The 20477-nt window shown below is 47.6% G+C and carries 16 protein-coding genes; 14 read left to right on the top strand and 2 right to left on the bottom strand.

What is annotated here, in order from left to right:
- Positions 1-76 precede the first annotated feature (76 nt).
- A complete protein-coding gene (locus VM802_RS05370) occupies positions 77-1276 on the top strand; it encodes an IS4 family transposase (RefSeq protein WP_325528764.1) in 1200 nt (399 codons plus the stop codon).
- Between the two features lie 247 nt (positions 1277-1523).
- Here VM802_RS05370 and VM802_RS05365 read toward each other — a convergent pair whose 3' ends face one another.
- On the bottom strand, positions 1524-2867 hold the full coding sequence (locus VM802_RS05365) for a jacalin-like lectin (RefSeq protein ID WP_325528762.1): 1344 nt from the start codon (positions 2865-2867) through the stop codon (positions 1524-1526).
- A gap of 256 nt (positions 2868-3123) precedes the next feature.
- On the opposite strand from VM802_RS05365, the gene VM802_RS05360 reads away from it, so the two are divergent.
- The 9 genes from VM802_RS05360 to VM802_RS05320 all read left to right on the top strand — a co-directional run bounded on the left by VM802_RS05360 (position 3124) and on the right by VM802_RS05320 (position 11799).
- Positions 3124-3564, top strand: a complete 441-nt coding sequence (locus VM802_RS05360) for an SRPBCC family protein (RefSeq protein WP_325528760.1) — start codon at positions 3124-3126, stop codon at positions 3562-3564.
- Between the two features lie 253 nt (positions 3565-3817).
- A complete protein-coding gene (locus VM802_RS05355; protein WP_325528758.1) occupies positions 3818-5176 on the top strand; it encodes a SpoIID/LytB domain-containing protein in 1359 nt (452 codons plus the stop codon).
- Positions 5177-5543: 367 nt separating this feature from the next.
- Positions 5544-5744: a hypothetical protein gene (locus tag VM802_RS05350; RefSeq protein WP_325528756.1), complete on the top strand. Its 201-nt coding sequence runs from the start codon at positions 5544-5546 to the stop codon at positions 5742-5744.
- Between the two features lie 260 nt (positions 5745-6004).
- Positions 6005-6259 (top strand): hypothetical protein, encoded by a 255-nt coding sequence (locus tag VM802_RS05345; protein WP_325528754.1) that lies wholly within the window; start codon positions 6005-6007, stop codon positions 6257-6259.
- 174 nt (positions 6260-6433) lie between these two features.
- Positions 6434-7660 carry a glycoside hydrolase family 27 protein gene (locus VM802_RS05340; protein WP_325528752.1) on the top strand — a complete coding sequence of 409 codons (1227 nt, stop codon included), beginning with the start codon at positions 6434-6436 and terminating at the stop codon, positions 7658-7660.
- 95 nt (positions 7661-7755) lie between these two features.
- Positions 7756-8634: an aldo/keto reductase gene (locus VM802_RS05335; RefSeq protein WP_325528750.1), complete on the top strand. Its 879-nt coding sequence runs from the start codon at positions 7756-7758 to the stop codon at positions 8632-8634.
- Positions 8635-8646: 12 nt separating this feature from the next.
- Entirely contained in the window at positions 8647-9819 is a 1173-nt protein-coding gene (locus VM802_RS05330) for an enolase C-terminal domain-like protein (protein ID WP_325528748.1), read from the top strand.
- A 22-nt stretch (positions 9820-9841) separates the two neighbouring features.
- Positions 9842-11383, top strand: coding sequence for an SLC5 family protein (locus VM802_RS05325; protein WP_325528766.1), 1542 nt, complete (start codon positions 9842-9844; stop codon positions 11381-11383).
- Positions 11384-11385: 2 nt separating this feature from the next.
- On the top strand, positions 11386-11799 hold the full coding sequence (locus tag VM802_RS05320) for an L-rhamnose mutarotase (RefSeq protein ID WP_325528746.1): 414 nt from the start codon (positions 11386-11388) through the stop codon (positions 11797-11799).
- Here VM802_RS05320 and VM802_RS05315 read toward each other — a convergent pair.
- Positions 11786-12667: a helix-turn-helix transcriptional regulator gene (locus VM802_RS05315; protein ID WP_325528744.1), complete on the bottom strand. Its 882-nt coding sequence runs from the start codon at positions 12665-12667 to the stop codon at positions 11786-11788. The two genes, VM802_RS05320 and VM802_RS05315, sit on opposite strands and share 14 nt — an antisense overlap.
- Before the next feature lie 540 nt (positions 12668-13207).
- Here VM802_RS05315 and VM802_RS05310 point away from each other — a divergent pair.
- The 4 genes from VM802_RS05310 (at position 13208) to VM802_RS05295 (ending at position 20469) form a co-directional block, all read left to right on the top strand.
- Entirely contained in the window at positions 13208-15517 is a 2310-nt protein-coding gene (locus VM802_RS05310; protein WP_325528742.1) for a hypothetical protein, read from the top strand.
- Positions 15518-15652: 135 nt separating this feature from the next.
- Positions 15653-16393 (top strand): GntR family transcriptional regulator, encoded by a 741-nt coding sequence (locus VM802_RS05305; RefSeq protein WP_325528740.1) that lies wholly within the window; start codon positions 15653-15655, stop codon positions 16391-16393.
- Between the two features lie 45 nt (positions 16394-16438).
- Positions 16439-19093 carry an ROK family protein gene (locus VM802_RS05300; protein ID WP_325528738.1) on the top strand — a complete coding sequence of 885 codons (2655 nt, stop codon included), beginning with the start codon at positions 16439-16441 and terminating at the stop codon, positions 19091-19093.
- A gap of 14 nt (positions 19094-19107) precedes the next feature.
- Positions 19108-20469, top strand: a complete 1362-nt coding sequence (locus tag VM802_RS05295; protein WP_325528736.1) for a sugar porter family MFS transporter — start codon at positions 19108-19110, stop codon at positions 20467-20469.
- The last annotated feature ends 8 nt before the right edge of the window (positions 20470-20477 follow it).

The raw sequence follows: 20477 nt of genomic DNA, 5'->3' as shown, positions 1-20477 counted from the left end.
GAATAAAGCATAAAAAAAGGGGGCAAGCCCCCCAATAGTTTCTATGTTTGGGTTACCACACCTTAAACGTAAAAACTTGGATAAAGATAAAAAATTTACCGGACAGCCGATTTTATCACAGATCTTATCGGAGATTCCGCCGAAACTGATAGGAGAAGCGGCCCTGAAGCACAATAGTAATCGCTATTACAAAAAGTTACCGCTTCGAGTACATCTGGTGAGCCTGTTATATGGGGTATTTAGTTACTGTAATGGCCTACGGGAGCTTTGTGAAGGGATGTTGGCCTGCGAAGGGAAGCTATCTCATCTGGGATTTGATACTGCGCCAGCGAGAAGCACTCTTTCAGATGCGAACCGTCGCAGAAGCTATCTGGTGTTTGAGACGATTTATCAGGAGTTATTGAAAAAGTATCATGGATTTATCTCGGACAGCCGGCTGAAAGGATTAAGTATAAGGAATCTGAAAATCATTGACAGTAGTACAATTAGTCTGTTTGGGGATATTCTGAGGGGAGTAGGCCGTCCTCGACTGGATGGAGCAAGACGTAAAGGCGGTATTAAGGTACACGCGATGATGGATGCTTTCAGTGGGGTAACAGAATTTGTGCGCATGACGCCAGCAAAAGTGCATGACCGCAGGTTCTTGTTAAAATTGAAATTACCCCAGGAAAGTTTTATCGTCTTTGACAAGGCTTATAATGACTACCGGCAGTTTCATTCTTGGAGCAGAGGGCAGGTATGGTTTGTATCGAGAATGAAAGAAAATGCCGTTTATCATGTCTGTAAAGTATTATCAGATAAAACAAAGAAGCACCAAGGCAAAGGAGTTCTTAAAGATCAGCTGATTACGGTTGGTTACAAACAGGGAAATGAACCGGTACGATTGCGGTTACGCAGAGTTACTTATAGAGCAGAAGATGGAAGGGTATACGTATTTATAACAAACAATTTGAAGATCAGTGCCAGCCAGGTGGCCCGTATCTACAAATGCAGATGGATGATCGAACTGCTATTTAAACAGATAAAACAAAATTTTCCGCTCAGATATTTTTGGGGAGACAGCCAAAATGCTATTAAAACCCAGATCTACTGCGTATTAATAGCTCAATTATTAATGGTGGTGATCAGAAAGAAATCTGCAACGAAAAAGTCGTTTGCCAATATGATAACGGTGATCCGGTTACATTTAATGAGCTATGTGGAGATATGGAGTTTTATAAAAGATACCTATCTGGCGTGGCGCAGGATAAATAATCCCGTTTGGAGTTCTCCATAGAGGGGAGCTACCTACAATAGCTGATAGTTAAAAAACGGGGGTAATCCATAACCGGTATAGATTACACCCCAACATGTATATTTTTTACCGGACAACAATGATTGTAAATATTAAAAATGTCATCAAGTTACAACATGGCAGTGGCCTCCAACGGAAATGTATCCGATGGAAGCCACTGTATACAGATGTTTGAAGTTGCTGTGCTGAATGGCTGCACAGTAAGTATTCCGGTGGCTAACGGTGATGCCTATCCGAAACTCACCTCGAGGGAGGATACTACCATAGTGGTACCACCTCCAGCAACAGGCACCTGTATGGTACCTCCGTTGAATGCTACGATACTCTGTCCGTCTGGAGCGGTGTAGCTGAACGGGGTACTGGAGGATACATTGTTCATATCCCCGAACGGGCCATGCACATTGCCCTGACTGGTCTTCACGGATAGTTGCGCAACGACATTCCAGCCAAACCAGTTACCGTTATAGCCATATACTTCGGTGATCAGCTCACCGGAAGCGAGATTGATGGTATTGCCGGAGCCTCCGTTACCACCATGTTGCAGCAGCCCGAATATATTCTCTGCACCTGAAGTATCCCAGGTGTTAGTGGCCTGCAGGGCATCCAGTACTTCGCCGTGATTGACGCTGAGCGTTGTGATAGGCGGGTTGCTGGCTTTGCTCAGAATGGCGCCGTCGTCAAAGGAAGATTTCGGAACACGATAGGCAAGCTGGTACAGCAGTATCTGCTGGCTCTGTTCATACTCGTAATTGTTGGAGTTCAGCCTCCACTGGGTAATGTTGTTATAAGTATACTGCTGACCTTTGTACTTAAAGCCTTGTTGGGCCTGATCATAGGCATTGTTGGCGGTCTGGTAGCCGGACTCGAACTTGGCGCCATACGCCATCATTAACGGATTGATACCGATGTCGACGAATGAGCTGACAAAGGTGAACCCTGAATAAAGCTGCAGGTTGAGAAAGTCAAAACAACTATTGACAGTGGCTACATCCAGGTTGCCCACATTTGCAGGAGAAAGGGTCAGGTAGAGGTAAGAACCTGTTGTCTGACTGAATGCCTGCCTGATGGCATTGAAGAGAATGGAGAACTGTTTTGGACTGATAGCAGTGGAGAAAGATCCTTCCCAGTCTATATCCAGTCCGTTCATCTGATTTGCAACGAGGTAGTTTGCGACATTGCCGGCGAACACTTGCGCTTCTGTGGGCCATTGGCTCTGATCGGAAGAGAAGATCTGTGAAAGTGTATTGGTGTTATAATTCAGCGTAGCCAGTAGTTTTACGCCTGGGTTCTGCGCGCGTGCATCTGCTATGGTGTATTGCAGGTATTGCGCGGTGGTGGAGCCGTCGGGGTGAACAGTGGTTGCATTGCCTATGTCGATGGTATAGCATCCTTCGCCGTCCGGCAATACTGCGAAGAAGCAGATCATCACCATGTCGGTGCAGGTGTACACATTGTTGTTTACCAGCGATTGATAGCTACTGTTGAGGGAAGTATAACCCGTTCCCTTTGGTTCATCTTCATCCAGGTAAATCCATGCGTTTACGCTCTGGGATGGAATGTTGGGAGTCGTCATAAGATGTGGGGTTTAAGTGTGATCGATGATAGCAAATGTACCAAGTAACAACGGGCAAACATCCCGTGAAAATCCCCAGTAATACTACGTGTAAATCACTCCGGGCCCATGCAGTAATATTTCAGTAGTTTTTATTCTCCCCATCAAAAATATACCTGTCTATATCGCCCTGTATAAAGTCTATTTTACACCTGCTCTAATCCGGAGGAAGCCTGTAAATTTGTATTATTACAAACAATCATCAAACTTCAAAGTCATGAGCAGTCAGGATTTTACCACGGTCATCGTGGTAGATAAAACACCGGAAGAAGCCTTCAATGCCATCAATGACGTACGTGGATGGTGGTCCGGTGAAATAGAAGGCAATACAAGCCATCTGGATGATGAATTCTCCTACCGCTACAAGGATCTTCACTACACCAGACAGAAACTTGTAGAAGTGGTTCCTGGTAAAAAAGTAGTTTGGCTGATTACGGACAGCAGCCTGAATTTTGTAGCAGATAAAACTGAATGGACAGGAACAAAAATCATTTTTGATATTGAGGGAAAAGGCGACCAGACGCAGATACGCTTTACGCACCAGGGATTGTTGCCAGCCTTTGAATGTTTCGATGCGTGCTCCAACGCATGGACACATTACATCCAGCACAGCCTGCGGGAGTTTATTACCACTGGTAAGGGAGAGCCGGTTAATTAAATGCTACATACCAGGAACAAAAAGCTAAAGGTATAGACATGCCTTTAGCTTTTTGTTTTTGTTAAAGACAATTATTTTCCGGATATTGTATATAGAACAAACTTTCCTGTAATCCCAGACTAATGCAGCCGCGATGGCAATGTGATACCCCTGGAAAGCATAACACCGGTAACTGTGCAGAAATGAAAAACCTATAACCCGCAACGGGTAACAACAACGATATGGAAAACCTCTTAACCCAAAATCTAAATACATGAAAAAGTATCTCCTGATGACAACATTGGCTGTATGCGCCATTGTTACATCCTGTGAAAAAAAGGATGTGACCAGCAACCCAGCTCCCCTGGATGGACAAAGTACCCGTATCTATTTCACCGTTACTGACGGGGCCACCGGCTTCGCTGTTCCGGATGCCACTATCCTCGTTGAAGCGCCGGATGGGAAGGAGAGCACCCTGAAAGCCGATAAGAAAGGTACCGCATCTTTTATGGCTGTAAATGGCAAATTCAGTTTTACCATCGGTGGACAGGGCTACAACCAGCTCGAGACCCATTTCTCCACAGGTGAAGACAAAGAGATCCGTGCGCAAGTAGACCTGGACCCAGCAAACGGCCGTGCCGCTACCGTTAATAGCCGTGTGCAGGACAACATGATCACCGTAAGCGGTTACTTAAGCGATGCAGCGGAACACGCACCACTGGCCGGTGTAGAGCTGACCGTGGGCGCAAACAAAGCCCGTACAGACAGCAGAGGATTTTTCTCTACATCATTCCCGGCAGCACCTACCGGAACTGAACAGGGCAGAAAGCCGGAAAGTATTACCGTGAGCGCAGCCAAAAACGGTTACGACACGCATGTGCTGAACAACTTTTACCTGATACCCGGTGAGTACACATTTAAGATCGCGCTCAGCACCGCCGGTACAAACGTAAAAAATGCCAGGGCTGGCGGCAACGTGGAGCATTTGCAACAGGGGTTGTTCGACAGAACTGAAAGTGATGAACAACAACGTGAGTCATCCGCTAAAGCTGCGGAAAGTATACAGGCAAGGGCCAGTACAGAACTGGCAGTGCCTTCCAGCATCCGCGTGGGATTGAGCTGTTCCTGCCTTACCTGCAGCAGCGTGAAGGTAATGAGCCTGGAGGCCTATACTGAATCCGGTCTGGACAATGAATGGATTTCCGGCTGGAAAGCTGCATCATTACAGGCAGGAGCAGTGGCTTATCGCTCTTATGGCGCATGGCATGTACAACATCCGATCAGGACCAACTATGATATTTCCAGTACCACCTGCTCTCAGGTATGGGGCAGTGAAACCGCTTCCAGCTGTATCAGTGCAGCGAGAGCTACATCAGGTAAAGTTCTCGTAAAGAGCGGCGCTATTTTCAGGTCAGAATATTCTGCTGAGAATAACAATGCCGGTTGCGGTAATGGTTACAGTGGTACAGGCAGCTCCTGGCCCTGTATCTCAGATGCCCGTTGTGCAGGCCGTGCAACAAATGGTCATGGCAGGGGCATGTGTCAGTGGGGTTCCAGCTTCTGGGCCAGCGACAAGGATTACCTGTGGATCCTCAATCACTACTATAACCCGGGTGGCGTAACTGTACAATAAAAATAATTCATCCGGCGGATGCCCATTCGCCGGATATTCCTTCTCTCCAGTATATATCCTTCGTTCTTCCACTGTAGTTAAATAACGTAGACGTACATACGTATTTTACGTTGCGTATTAGTGTGCCTATGCAATTGTCTTTAGTCAGGAGTGCAATATACCGACAGTCTTTATTGAAAGGTAGATAGGGATGAAATATGCTGTATGTATGCATTATGGCTGCGTATGAGATGGTTACTTTTGACTTGCAGAGAAACAAAATGTCCAAATAAACTTATAAGGAAATCTTTCTTACGTTATCTGTTAACCATTAAAATAAACAGTGTTATGAGAAACTTACAGTATCTGGGGAAACACCTTCTCAGAAATGAAATGCTCACTATTACTGGTGGAAGAGCTAGCCGTGCAGAATACTGCCTGTTGGACGGCTATTGGTGTTTGGGACCCTTCTTTTGCTGCGTCGACGTTATACGGAACGTATCTTATTGCTGTCCTGAAGGTACTAAGTGTGATGGGATGGGAGGATGTATGCCCGGCTGATGTCATTAACGTATATGTATATACGTGATCATCTATCGGTATTGATGTGTCTGCATTTTTTAGTTAGGAGTGAAATATGTATACAGTAAAGCAGAAAAATGTAAATATCTGTATTCTTTACTGGTACTGCGTTTTAGCTGCGCGTTCAATTGCTATTTTTATTCTTACAGCGATTAATCGACGGAAACAACCTCATGAGGAAACCATTTTTTCACGCTATCTATTAATCATTAAAATCAAACAGCTTTATGAAAAACTTACAGAACCTTGGAAAAAACCTTTCAAGAAATGAAATGCGCACTATCGCAGGTGGAAGAGCCAGCCGTACAGAACAATGCTCTCAGGGTGGCTGGTGTAACGGCGCCTACCACTGTTGTGTATACCTGTCTCAAGGTACAGAATATTGTTGCCCTAATGGCAGCCATTGCGATGGAAGAGGCGGATGTTTTTAATTTTTATTCGTATTGCAATACAGACAGCTGGCGCCACCTCGCCAGCTGTTTTCTTTTACAGCAGCTCTGGTGGTATTTGTTTTCCCGATGAATTATCTATATTTGTTGAGTTTGTTCATACATATGTACAAATATTCCTGACACCTTTAATTTTATGAGCACGGGATTCCACGCCGCATGGATATACCTGCTATTAGCCGATGTATCTGTTAAGGCATATCAACCTGTAAATATTTTATTGAAATAAATACTTATCCAGAGAGCAATGAAAACTATGATCCGTTTTATTTTCGTACTGGCAGTTGTATCGTGCTGCCTGCGCACATTGGCGCAAACCCGTTACAACGCCTGGGATTCACTGGCGCTTACGCCGCCAATGGGCTGGAATAGCTGGAATTTTTATGAAGCGAGGGTGAGCGAGCAGGTGATCATGGACATGGCCGACGCTATGGCTACTAATGGTATGAAAGATGCCGGTTATCGTTACCTGGTGATAGATGATCACTGGGTGGCGGGCCGGGACAAGCACAACAATCTTTATCCTGATCCCGTACGGTTCCCGCATGGGATGAAGTACCTGGCCGATTATGTACATGGAAAAGGGCTGAAGCTTGGTATTTACTCAGATGCTGCGATGCTTACCTGTGGCGGCGTTACAGGCAGCTACTATTTCGAGGAGCAGGATGCCCGCACCTTTGCTGGCTGGGGCATCGATTTTCTGAAGTACGATTACTGCAATGCACCGGCAGACGTAACTACTGCATTTACACGCTACTCCCGCATGGGCGATGCATTGAAAAAATGTGGCCGCCCCATTGTATATTCTATTTGTGAGTGGGGGCAACGTCAGCCATGGCTTTGGGCAAAGGCAGCGGGTGGCCATCTGTGGCGTACTACCTGGGACAGCCGTGATGTATGGGAGTCACACAATACAAACCTCACGGGTATTATGGAGATATTCCATCAGCAGGAATACCTTGCACGGTATGCGGGCCCTGGTGGCTGGAACGACCCTGACCTGCTGATGGTGGGCCTTTATGGAAAGGGCGCTTCTTCTTCTGTTGATGGCCGCTTCAAAGGTTGTACCTTTACAGCGTACCGCACTCATTTCGCGCTGTGGTGTATGTTGGCCGCTCCGCTGATGGTAAATATGGATCTGAAAAACATCGCGCCGGATATCCTTCAGCTGATCACCAACAAACAACTCATCGCCATTAACCAGGATGCATTGGGTAAACAGGCTACCACGGTTTTAAAACGAAATGATTTGCAGGTGCTGCTGAAACCTTTACAGGATAAGTCTTTCGCGGTTTGTGTATTCAACCGTTCGGGAAATGCGCAGTCATTTGAAATTGACCTGAAAAGAGATCTTGATCTCTGGCAGCCCTTCACTATTTCAGAAGTATGGGGCGGTAAAAATGTGAAGGCATTGAAAGGTCAGTTAAGCGAACATGATTGTGCCGTTTTTATCCTGAAAGGGGGGCAAAAATAGCATTGGATAAAGTCAATTTAGGCGTTGTAACAGCGTTGCACGGACGCTACCTTCGTTAAGAGAGTTTTTTTTATTTCCTGATCAGAGATTTTTTGATGAATGCCAATCGTATAGTGCTAGGAACAGCAGGCCTCGGAGGTGTATGGGGAAAAATAGACGCTGCGGCTTCTGTTCGCACTATACTGATGGCATTGGAAAATGGAATTACGGCTGTTGACACGGCCCCGGCCTATGGTGATGCAGAGCGGCTGTTAGGCAGCGCCCTGAAGCAATGGAAAGGGGGGATGCCAGTGGTCAGCACCAAAGCCGGAAGACTAAAGTCATATGCTGCAGACGAAGCCCATTATGATTATTCTGCTGCCGGCATTATGAACAGTGTACATAACTCGCTTAAGGTATTAGGTATTCCGGTAGTAGATATATTGTTTCTGCATGATCCTGAAGCGGTGCCGGAGCAACAAGTGGATGGTGTGATAGCCGTCATGCAACATCTTAAGAAGAACGGATTTGTGAAGAAGATCGGCCTGGGTGGAAATTCACCTTTGTGGTTTGAACCTTATATCAAAACACATGTCTTTGATGTGGTCATGGAGTTCAACAGGCTGAATGCCTGTAAGGCGACGGCGCTGCAAGACCGGCTTCCTTTCTGCAACGCATCAGACATTGATTACTATGCAGCCAGTCCGCTCAATATGGGACTGCTGGGAAGAAACTTCCACGACTGGCAGCAACATCCGCCGCAATGGTTATGCAAAGACAGTATCGCGGTGGCGCAACGTTTGCAGCAGATTGCGGAGAAATATCATCTTCCTTTATCTGCCTTAGCCCACCGTTTTCTCCTAACTATTCCACGTCATTTCAATATAGTCATCGGAGCAGCCAGTATTACAGAGCTGGAAAGCAGTTTGTCGGATTTGCATGGAGGTCCGCTTCCAGCGTCTGTATACCAGGAGATCCTGAATTGTCACATGTAAACAGATAGACCATTGCATACCATCAATCATCAAATCTTTAACATCACCAGCGTACATCTGAGGGTGCTGGAACCCACCCAGGCGGTAACTCCCTTTCAGGATGCCACTATGGGGCCATTCCCGGCGTTCGGTCTTGCTATGCTCACACTGGAAGACGAGAACGGTTTTGCCGGCGAGGCGCCGGTTTACGGCAGCTATATCAATATCCTGGAAAGCTGTCTGTTACCAATCTTACTGCACAGTCATAATGTTCCTTATCACCAATTATATCCGCAATTGTACTGGTCTATCAGGAATGAAGGCTTCCGCGGACCTGCGTCTGCGTTAGTAGGACAAATAGACCTGGCGCTGCACGATCTTGCGGCACGCCGTGAAGGTGTTCCGTTGCATCGTTTTCTTCATGCGGACAGAGATACGGTAAAAATGTATGGCAGCGGAGGCGGTACCAATTATACCTTGCAGGAGCTGGAGAAAGAAGTGAGCCTTTTTATGGAAGCAGGTGTGGATTGTTACAAGATGAAGGTGGGAAAGGCGTTTGGGACCATGATGAAGGAGGATGCGGAGCGGGTAAAGTTTGTGCGCAGTTTGTTGGGAAGAGATGTGCGCCTGGCAGTAGATGCCAACCAGATATGGAATTGCGGTGAAGCATTACGTTTTGCGGAAATGGTTGCCGCTGAAGAGGTGGCCTGGTTTGAAGAGCCTATTCATTCTGCATCATTTGAGCAGATTGGCCTGTTATGTAATCATACACCCCTCAAAATATCCTTTGGCGAATCTGAGCGCACCTCGCGTTTATTTCCTACATTGGTGAAGATGGGTGTACAGCATCTTCAGCCGGTGCCCAATCATCTGGCTGGTGTAAATGAATGGAAGGAGGTAAGAGATCTTGCTGCAAAAGCGGGCGTTGATTTTTCTTCCGGTGGTTATTCGTTGTTCACAGCTTCGCTGATGGCAACTGCCGATCCTGCCTGTGAGGTGGAATACTTGTATTCTATCATGTCGGGGTTGGAATGTTACTTCAGTATTTATCCTGAATGGAAGAACGGTTACTTCCTGTTGCCGGATGTTGCCGGCCTGCCGGTTAGGGTGGATTGGGATTATTGCAAGCGCGAGAATAAAATTACGAAGCAGCATTACTGGAGTGACCAGAATGTCCGGAAATATTCACCAACAGTATCACTATAACCTACAACTTTTGCCTGTGAACATGTTACTTACTGGTGTGGACTATACCGTGCTGATGGTATATATCATCGCACTTTTTGTGTTGGGATTTTATCTCGGGAAGAACAAGGGGCACGATATATTTCTGGGCGGACGGTCGCTCCGGTGGTGGCAGATAGGGTTCTCCATGTTCAGCGCGAATGCGGGTCCTATGATGTTGATAGGGATGTCCAGTCTGGGTTTTTCGCATGGTGTGGTAGGTGCTAATTTTGAGTGGCTGGCATGGATCTTCCTGTTGCTTCTGGCGATGTTCTTTTTGCCGAGGTATCTGTCGGCAGGCATCAGTACTATTCCGCAGTATCTGTTACATCGTTTCGGGAAGAGTGCTTACAACTTCCTTGTGATCTACAGCCTTGTATCTATACTGGTGATATGGCTGGGTTGCGCTTTGTACGCAGGCGGGCTGGTTATTTCACAGGTATTGGGCTGTCAGCTGATGTATGCGGTGGCGCTGATTGCACTGATTGCCACCAGTTACACAGCAGTTGGTGGTTTCAGGGCTGTGGTCCGTACCGGTATCTTTCAGTCGATTATCATCATTCTGTCTTCACTTATACTAACTATACTCGCGTTTCGCCGGATGACGACAAGCGGTGTACAGCATCATCTGCCGCCTGATTTCTGGAAATTGCTGCATGGCAACAATGACCCGGAATATTCCTGGGCAGCTATCCTGATGGGTTACCCGGTAGTTGCCATTTATTACTGGTGCGCAGATCAGACGATTGTACAGAAATTGCTGGGGGCAAAGGACCTGCGTGAAGGTCAATATGGTGCATTGTTTATTGCCGTGTTGAAGATCATTACGCCGTTTATTTTCCTGCTGCCGGGTATTATCTGTTTCATCTTATTCAGCGATATTACTACGGCCGACAATGCCTATATCACGTTGGTAAAACAACTGATGCCGGATGGTTTTCGCGGACTTTGCATTGCAGCACTGATCGCGGCGCTGATCGACACTGTATCATCCGGGCTGAATTCATTCAGTACGGTATTTACGCTGGATGTAGTAGCACAGTTCAGGGCAACAGATGAAAAGAGCAGGGTGCGCACCGGCCGCTGGGTAACGGTGCTGGCGTCGTTGCTGGCGATGGGGATGGCGGCTATATTCATGTATTCGGGCAAAGGTTTGTTTGAGATAACACAGGGTATGGTGTCTATATTGGCGCCGCCTTTATCAGTAGTCTTCCTCGCGGCTATCTTCTGGAAACGGACCACCAGCACAGCGGTACTAACGGTGTTGTACGGCGGCGGATCTATATGCCTGCTACTGGGGATATGCTATCTGCTGAATTATCCATATAAAGGTTTCTGGCCTCATTTTCTGCTGTTATCCGTATATCTGTTTATCGGGCTGGCCATATTGATTGTTATTGTTACTTTGCTTACCGCTAAGCCGCATACTGCCGGTAGTGCACCGGTGTTTACAGAGACCGGGGAGAACAGGCCGTCACGGAAGATCTGGGCTGGATGGGCCATACTGGCTGCCGTTATGTTGATCATTTATTTTTTGCTTAAATGATTATGATGAATAAAATATGGTTGCTGTTTTTTATTGTGTGCGCGATGGCATGCAGCAGCAAAAAAGAAGAGAGAACAGAAGAGAAGATGTTTGTGGTAAATATTGTTCCGGAGGAAAAGAAGTTACAGGAGTACCTTCGTTATCATCAGCAGGTATGGCCTGAAGTGGAAGCCGGGTTTAAAAAGGCAGGCTACAGGAAGATTACGCTTTACAGGTATGAGCACTTGCTGGTGATGAAGATTGTGGTACCTGCCGGTGCAGATCTGCAGCAGATGGGGAAGACAGCAGAAGCCTATAGCCCGCGGTGTGCAGAATGGAACCATGTTATGTCTGCGTACCAGGCAGGGGTGCCGGGTACACGCCAGGGTGAAACCTGGGTAGAAGCGGTTCCTTTCTATGAATTTAAGAATGAATGAAGGCGGTATGTTCGTTATACCGTTTGATGAAATCGCGTGGTGCAAGGCCTTTGATGTCCTTGAAATGCTTGTTGAAATTGGAGATGTTGTTATACCCGCTTTGGTAGCAGGCTTCAGCTACGTTGTGATGCCCTTCCAGCAGGAGCTTGGCAGCATGTCCTATTCTTACTTCTTTCACAAAGTCTATTAATGTGCGGTTGGTCTTACGTTTGAAGAATCGGCAGAATGCTGCGGAAGACATGGGTATCAGATCGGCTACCTCCTGTAATATGATTTCTTCCCTGAAGTTGCAGAAGATGTAATCGAATACTTTATTGATCTTATTGGCTTCACCCAAATTCTCAACGGCGTTGAAATAAGGGGAAGAAAGTATTTCTGCGTGTTCTGATTGTGCCAGCACATCCAATAAGCGGAGCATCATTGCGGCTTTGGCAAGTCCTGACTGGAACAGCATTTCCTGCATAATGTTTTTGGCGGCGGTAAGGGTAGGGCCGTGGAAAAGCACCCCCCTGGCGGCATTTTCAAAAAGCGTGTTAAGCTGTCTGGCCTCTGGTTTTTTCAGCAACTGCTTGCCAAGAAAGTCCGGGTAAAAGTGTATAACCGTGGCTAGCGGAGGCTGAGCGGTATGCTGCTGCGGGTGATATTGCCAGCAATGCGGCAGGTAGCTGCCCAGCAATACCAGTTCGGTACCATCAAAGTCCCGGATGTGATCCCCGATAAAACGTTTACCGCTGCAGTTCTCTATCAGGGCAATCTCAAAGTTCATATGCGACTTCAATGTCATGTGATCCTTGATTTCGAGATGTTCAGATCTGATAGTGAACGACTGATCAGGCGGAAAGGTGAAGTTCTCGTAAATGTACTGCATATAAATAAAGTGGCATATCCCCCAGTGGTAAATAAAACTGGTAGTGAAGTTACCTCAAAGAAAGCGAGTCTGCTATCTGTATATTCTGGAAAACTTAAACTATTTTAATCAAATGCGCTAAATGTTTAGCAACAGGTTGTCATTTTAACATCTCATTTACGATTGTTCATTTTACGATTGCAAAAAAAACATTGGTATTTGTCAAATAACGGGTTGTTGAGCCGTTATGGATGTGTGAAATTTACACCAAGCAAAGGTTATACTGTCGGGGAAGCAGTGGATGTTCGCTGTCCCTACCGGGTATATGGTCGGCCACGTGAGGCTTACGCCACGTGGGTTTCGTTTACAAAACTGGCAACCTATCCTATACCCTATACATGTTAAAAGAGAGCACGCAAATTAATTGCCTCCTAACTTTTCAGCAAGGGTCTGCAGTTGCCAGCTGCGGGCCCGCTGCTGAAATCCGGCTACAGCCGGCGGTAGTGAGGGATGTTGAAGAAACGGGTGTAATAATAAATCAGGGATAGTCAGATATAAGAGATGATGAAAAGAAAGTATTGGAGTTTAACAGCTGTCATTCTGCTATGCCGGGTTTTCACTATCCAGGCACAGCAACCGGTGGCGGGTTTGTTGAACGTATTGCATGGTTCTTTACGTATTGGCATACAGCAGTTTGATGGTACCGATCTGTTATCTGAACAATTGTTTCATGACGGTAAGTTACATACGGCAAGCGCCGACTGGCGCCTGCAAATGAATATAACAGGCCAGCAGGAAGCTGCGGATGTGCAGCTGGTATGCAGGCTGGAACAAGGCAGTGCTGCACAAAGCGCAGTGGCTGTATCACTGGATTTCGGGAAATGGAGTGCACAAAATTATGTGCTGGTGCCGGCATCGGTATATAATGGTAATCGTTATCGCGTTATCGGGAATAGCTATAGTCCTGACTATCCAAAGGATATGTATTATAATCCGGCGGTACCGCTTACGATATCCCATAATCCGCGGTTATCTGTTGAGAAAGGTCAATCTTCCGTAATATCATTGCAAACCGGTAATGCCGCTACACCCGCTATCTGTTTTTTTTCGCCGCAGGAGAAGAGAGGATTCATCCTGCTCACGACACAACAGACGAAGCTGGGCAACAGCGGCCTTACCATTGCAGAGAATGGAGAAAAGGACAGCTGCTCGCTGGTTATAACGGCGCCGGCCGTACGAAAGCTGGCAGCGGGTTTCGGAGACTTTCACCTCAGTGGTGATCGTGCACCGGATTGGAAAGCCGGGGATGAAGTAATCGTGCAATTCCGGATGTATGCGTTTGATGCAGAAAATATTCCCGCATTATTACGGCGCTTTATGCAGGTGCGCAAGGAGCTGAGTGGACCTAATGAACCACGGAACATACTTCCCATGAGCCAATTGCTTCAATGCGCTACGGATATATGCAGGAATAATTTTACAGAAGTAAAGGCAGGTGCTTATTACAAGCCGGAAAATAATAGTGATTTTCAGCTGGGCTGGGTGAGTGGTATGATCAATACGTACCCGATGCTGGCGCTAAATGACGAAAAAGAACGGCAGCGTGTGGCGAGGGAGCTTGATTTTGTAGTGGAAAAACTCCAGGGTAAAAGTGGTTATTTCTATGGCGGTATTACCGCAAACGGAAAGCTGCGACCAGAGAAGATGCATCCGGATTTCCCGGAGTTGCAGGCGATGGTGAGGAAAAACGGTGACGTGTTGTTCTGGCTGATGAAGCACCTTTTGCTGCTGAAAGCGCAGGGCTACGGCGCTATGATCAAACCGCAATGGGAGCAGGCTGCAAAGCGGCTGGCAGCAGCCTTTGCGGCTACCTGGGAAAAGCATGGCGAGTTTGGGCAATATATTGCTCCTGAAACCGGGGAGATAGCTGTTTACAATTCTACGGCAGGGGCCATTGTACCGGCTGGTTTGATGATAGCTTCCCACTATTTCCATGTTGGAGCCTGGACGAAGATAGCACAAGACGCATCCGCCTTTTATTACCGCCGTGATGTAGAAAGACAGGGTCTTACAGGCGGTGATTGCGGGGACATTTCGCAGGATGCCAATTCAGAATCGGCGTTCGGTTTCCTGGAGTCACTGATGGCTATGTATAACTATACGGGGGAGCGGCGCTGGCGGGATATGGCTGAAACACAGGCAGCGCTTTGTGCTACATGGGCACTCTCTTATGACCCTGTTTTTCCGTCTGGCAGCGCTATCGGCAAACTGCAAAGCCATATGGCGGGTGCAGTATGGGCCAGTATTCAGAACAAGCATGCGGCGCCCGGTATCTGCACCTCTTCCGGTGATGCATTGTTCAAGCTCTTCCGGGCCACCGGCAACCACCTGTATGCTGATCTCCTGCGCGATATTCAGCATGCGCATGCAGAAGCGGTGAATATGCCCGGGCATCTGACTACGCATAACCTGCCCGGATCGTCCATGGAGCGTATCCAGCCCAGCGATGCAGAAGGGAAGGGAAGTATCGGCAACTTTATCAATACACGCAATTCCTGGACAGAAACGGACGGGATGCTGATGGCGCTGGAGGTTCCCGGTATATATATCAATACTGATAAAAAGGCAATAACCGTTTTTGATCATGTTACTGCAGAAGTAATATCAACGGAAAATTCGCAGATGATCGTCGTAATAACAAACCCTACATCTTACAATGCATCGGTAGCCCTGTTGGCGGAAACCAATAACCAGGCTGCTGTTCCACTGGAATACACGGCATTTGTAAAATGGCAACATATTAATATAGCAGCCGGGCAAACAGTGAAGGTCCGTATTGCACGCAATGGCATAGTAACGGTATTAAATTGAATTAATCTGGCAATACCCACACCCCCTTAAAACTAAAGTGGTATAAGCGAATAATCCACCCTGGGTTCTCCCGGGGTGGTTCTTTTTTTATTAAAAAATTTCGTTGGTTCGGGAAAAAATAATATGTTCGCACATATGGACAAAATACCTTTGTTGGACCACGACAGTAAAGTGCCGTTACATCAGCAGGCTGAGGTGCAGTTACGCAGGCTGATCCGGGAGAATCACTTCCGGGAGGGGGACCAGTTTCCTAAGGAAACTGATCTCGCCAAACGTTGGGGTATCTCCCGCAATACCCTGCGTATGGCCATTGCCAACCTGGTGAAAGACGGGCTGCTGGAACGCCGCAAGCGCTCAGGTACTACAGTGAGAAAGAAGAAGATCACCACTGACCTCAGCAGCTGGTATAGTTTCACGCATGAGATGGAAGACAAGGGTATACCATTTAAGACACTTCAGCAGCACGTGAATGTGGTGAAGGCCACTGTGGATACCGCCAGGCAGTTGCAGATAGCACATGGCACACCTGTGGTATGCCTGGAACGTATCCGCAGCACTGGCAGAAAACCGATGGTGTATTTTGAATCCTTTTTCCATCCACGTACAGGGCTTAGCGGCAGTGAGGATTTCAGCCGACCTTTATATGAAATGCTGGACAGCGAATACAATATTGTACCGGTTTTCTCGCAGGAGGAGATCAGGGCCATCGCTGCCAGTGAAAAGATAGCGGGACTATTGCAGATTGCCAAAGGTACGCCGGTGCTCGAAAGAAGAAGGGTAGTGCTGGACGCAGGCAGAAAGCCGGTGGAGTTCAATATCTGCTGGTATCGCAGTGATTGCTTTACCTACAGCATAGAGATCAAACGGCCGCAATAGGTTTAAAAATCCGACGATGGTCATCCTGAAAAAGGGCAGTGAACAATGAACAGCTATACAATAGGAATAGATGTTGGCGGCAGCCACATCAGCGGCGCTCTACTTTCCCATGAAAATGAAGGTGGGCCGCTGCGCACGGTAAGATGTACCATAGACAGTCATGCTTCCGGTGCTGAAATTATTAATGCCACGCGCGAATGCGTAGAAGCGCTGCTGGAAGGTGGTCATCCTGTAATGGCTGCCGGTGTTGCTTTCCCGGGTCCATTCGACTATGTTAAAGGCGTAAGCAGGATCAGCGGCGTGGGCAACAAATTTGAACGTACTTTCGGACTGCATCTGAAAGCTGCAATGGAAGACGCTTTCAGGGAGCGCATTTCATTCAGCTTTGCCAATGACGCACATTGCTATGCAGCCGGATGCTATCATCACCTGCACCCGGGCGATGCACACTGTATTTTCCTGACGCTCGGAACCGGCTTCGGTTCTGCATTCTACGCGGAAGGACAATTACTGTACTCGCATCCCCGTATACCGACCAACGCAGCTTTTTACAATGAGCTTTTTAAAGAGGGAATTGCGGACGATTATTTCTCTACCCGCTGGTTCCTCAGGGCCTTTGAAATACTCACCGGTAAGAAGGTGTCCTCAGTAAAGCACCTTGTGGAAAATTACCCGCAGGAAGCGGTGCAGGTATTTGATGAATTTGCTGACAACCTATGCGCTTTCCTCATTCCGTGGATACAGCGTTTCAGCTGTGAAGTGCTGGTGATTGGCGGCAGTATTGCCAAGGCGTCACATCTTTTTGCGCCGAAGCTTCAACAACAGTTAAGCCTGCATCATTGCAATACCAGGCTCATTTTTACAGACGATACAGAACAAATGATCATAAACGGCGCAGGCATGATAGCATCAGCATCTACCAACATCAGCATGGATCTTATGCATTTCAGAAAAACGAATCAGCCGTTGCTGCCAGTCAGCAAGCCCGTTGCAACAGGCTATGAGATCTTTCCTTCTTTTCATAGCAATGAAACAATCTATACAGGCTACGATACCCTGGCTACGCACGTTGCACAGCATAAATGTGTGGTGATAGATGGATATGTTGGCGTGCTATGGGAGAGCTTCCGGTCACAATTGGGCGCTCAGCTGCAACGTATGGGCATAACTGCCTACTGGTATGATATAAGCGCCTGTATGAAGCCAGCAGTAGTTATCGACGATATGCTGCGTAACAGTCTGAATGGAGATGATCCCGTGTTTGGTAAGAAGTTTGATGGCGCCCTGACGGATTTTTTTGAAGAAGAAAAATTAGCGAAACTGGCGCCGGATGAATCGGCAGGCATCAATATCGTTTACGGTACCGGTGCGGCTTTAAGCGGATGGAAAGGATTGCTGGTGTACCTGGATATTCCGAAAAATGAGATCCAGTACCGAATGCGTGCAGCCAGCATAACTAACCTGGGCGCTATAGCAGCTACTGATCCGGTGCAGATGTATAAACGATATTACTTCGCCGACTGGCCGGTACTCAATGAACATAAAGCGGCCTTACTGCCGGTGATAGATATTATAGTGGATGAACAACGCGTAACAGCTATTACCTGGATGCATGGCAAAGCCTTCAGGAATACGCTGGATGCTATGTTGCAACAGCCTTTCAGGGCGCGCCCCTGGTTTGAGGCCGGCATATGGGGCGGTCATTGGATGAAACAGCATCTCAGTGGCCTTGCACCTGACAGCGTTAACTACGCATGGTCATTTGAGCTGATCACGCCGGAGAACGGCATTGTGCTGGAAGCCGGCGGATTCCTGCTGGAAGCATCTTTTGATTTCCTGCTGTACCGTAACAATCAGCAACTGCTTGGAAAGGCAGCTCCCCGCTTTGGCAACGAGTTCCCGATACGCTTCGATTTCCTTGATACATTCGACGGCGGTAATCTCTCTATTCAATGTCATCCGCGTACGGAATATATCCGTGAACATTTCGGGGAGAACTTCACACAGGATGAAACTTATTACATACTTGACTGTGAGCCGGAAGCAGTGGTGTATCTGGGGTTCCAGGACAACATCGACCCGCAGCAGTTCAGGCAGGCATTAGAAGATGCACAGGAAAGAAGTATAGAACTGCCGGCAGAAAAATATGTGCAGGTACATTCTGCGAAGAAACATGATCTCTTTCTGATACCCAACGGTACCGTGCATGCTTCCGGGAAAAATAACCTGGTACTGGAGATCAGCAGTACTCCTTACATCTTTACCTTCAAAATGTACGACTGGCTCAGGCCGGGCCTCGATGGAAAGCCACGTCCCATCAATATAGAACATGCGTTTAATAACCTGTATTTCGACAGGAAAGGCGATGAGGTGAAAACAGCACTTATATCGCAGCCCAGGGTGGTGCAGCAATGGGAGCAGGGACGCCAACTGCAGCTGCCTACGCACCGGGAGCATTTTTATACAGTAGATCGTTATGAATTTTCCGGCAGTGTGGAGATCACTACCGATGGCCAGTGTCATATATGCATGCTGATTGAGGGAGGTGAAGTCACTGTCACTACGCCGGATTCCACTTTGATATTCCACTATGCAGAAACATTCGTGGTGCCGGCATCGGTACTATCCTACACCGTGCATTACCGGCATCCCGGCAGGGCATTCCTGGTAACAGCCTATGTGAAGGATGAATGCTGCTGATAAAATGAAAAACAATGATAGCACCATCAGTCCACAATTTCCGGTACCTGTCGCTGATAACGTTGACGGCTATACTGGGCGGATTTCTATTTGGCTTTGATACAGCAGTTATTTCCGGGGTGATCCCTTATGTAAGAACGATATGGCATATGGATGCCATGCTGGAGGGCTGGTTTGTAAGCTCTGCACTGGCAGGGTGTATTGTGGGCGTGTCTGTCAGCGGATGGCTAGGCGACCGCCTTGGCCGCAAAAAGATGATGTTACTGTCGGCGCTGCTATTTATGATGTCTGCCATTGGCTGTGCGTTGGCACCTGATATATGGTGGCTGATTGTGTTCCGGCTGGTGGGCGGTGCGGGTATCGGTGCGGCATCGGTAATATCGCCGATGTATGTATCGGAGCTGGCGCCTGCATCTGTACGGGGTAAAATGGTGACCTTCTATCAGCTGGCTATTACAATAGGGATACTGGCCGCTTATTTCTCCAACGTGATGATCCAACGTGCAGGCGAGACGGAATCCGGTCTTTCCAATGATATGGTATGGAGATGGATGTTCGGAGTGGGGGCTGTGCCGGCATTATTGTTTATCGTGATGAGCTGTATGATCCCTGAGAGTCCGCGCTGGCTGGCCCTGAAAGGAAATTACGCGGCTGCGCAGCATATCGTGACCAGGATCTCCGGGCATGATGCGGCCGTAGCGGAAATGGACATGATACGCAGTTCCCTTGCCACGGCGCAGGTGAAGCTGGCGGATCTGTTCCGTGGCCGTTACCGGCAGTGGCTGATCATTGGGGTGTTGCTGGCGGCATTGTCACAGTTCAGCGGTATTAACGCGGTGATTTACTATGGGCCTTCGTTGCTGGAGAAAGCGGGCTTCGGGTTGGGAGAGGCGCTGGGGGGACAGGTGACCATCGGTATTGTCAATACTTTATTCACGTTGGTAGCTATTTATACGATTGATAAGCATGGCCGCAAACCCTTGCTGTTATGGGGTATTGGCGGAGCGGTCATTTCCCTGCTTGTGACATCATTGCTTTTCGCCTGCAATATCACCAATGGCTGGCTGATACTATTGCCTATCATCGCATTTATTGCCTGTTTTGGATTTTCTTTCGGACCGGTCACCTGGGTGATCATCAATGAAATTTTCCCGGTGTCTGTGAGAAGCAGTGCTATTGCAATTGCTACGATGAGCCTCTGGGTGGCCAACTGGATAGTCGGACAGTTCTTTCCGCTGATGCTGCAACGTACTGGCCCGTCCTTTACCTTCCTGGTGTTTGCGTTGTGCAGCCTCTTCGCGTTCTGGCTGTCGTGGAAAAAGATACCTGAAACAAAGGGGCTTCAGCTTGAAGAGATCAGTAAAATGACTTCATAAAAAAAACA

The organism is Chitinophaga sp., assembly GCF_035538455.1.
Lineage (GTDB): Bacteria > Bacteroidota > Bacteroidia > Chitinophagales > Chitinophagaceae > Chitinophaga.
The sequence above is the reverse complement of the archived record's forward strand: the minus strand, read 5'-3'. Positions and strand labels throughout refer to the sequence as shown.

Coding starts and splice junctions, on each gene's coding strand:
- VM802_RS05365 (WP_325528762.1), bottom strand. CDS start 2,867: ATGACGACTCCCAACATTCCATCCCAGAGCGTAAACGCATGGATTTAC.
- VM802_RS05360 (WP_325528760.1), top strand. CDS start 3,124: ATGAGCAGTCAGGATTTTACCACGGTCATCGTGGTAGATAAAACACCG.
- VM802_RS05355 (WP_325528758.1), top strand. CDS start 3,818: ATGAAAAAGTATCTCCTGATGACAACATTGGCTGTATGCGCCATTGTT.
- VM802_RS05350 (WP_325528756.1), top strand. CDS start 5,544: ATGAAATGCTCACTATTACTGGTGGAAGAGCTAGCCGTGCAGAATACT.
- VM802_RS05345 (WP_325528754.1), top strand. CDS start 6,005: ATGAAATGCGCACTATCGCAGGTGGAAGAGCCAGCCGTACAGAACAAT.
- VM802_RS05340 (WP_325528752.1), top strand. CDS start 6,434: ATGAAAACTATGATCCGTTTTATTTTCGTACTGGCAGTTGTATCGTGC.
- VM802_RS05335 (WP_325528750.1), top strand. CDS start 7,756: ATGAATGCCAATCGTATAGTGCTAGGAACAGCAGGCCTCGGAGGTGTA.
- VM802_RS05325 (WP_325528766.1), top strand. CDS start 9,842: ATGTTACTTACTGGTGTGGACTATACCGTGCTGATGGTATATATCATC.
- VM802_RS05320 (WP_325528746.1), top strand. CDS start 11,386: ATGATGAATAAAATATGGTTGCTGTTTTTTATTGTGTGCGCGATGGCA.
- VM802_RS05315 (WP_325528744.1), bottom strand. CDS start 12,667: ATGCAGTACATTTACGAGAACTTCACCTTTCCGCCTGATCAGTCGTTC.
- VM802_RS05310 (WP_325528742.1), top strand. CDS start 13,208: ATGATGAAAAGAAAGTATTGGAGTTTAACAGCTGTCATTCTGCTATGC.
- VM802_RS05305 (WP_325528740.1), top strand. CDS start 15,653: ATGGACAAAATACCTTTGTTGGACCACGACAGTAAAGTGCCGTTACAT.
- VM802_RS05300 (WP_325528738.1), top strand. CDS start 16,439: ATGAACAGCTATACAATAGGAATAGATGTTGGCGGCAGCCACATCAGC.
- VM802_RS05295 (WP_325528736.1), top strand. CDS start 19,108: ATGATAGCACCATCAGTCCACAATTTCCGGTACCTGTCGCTGATAACG.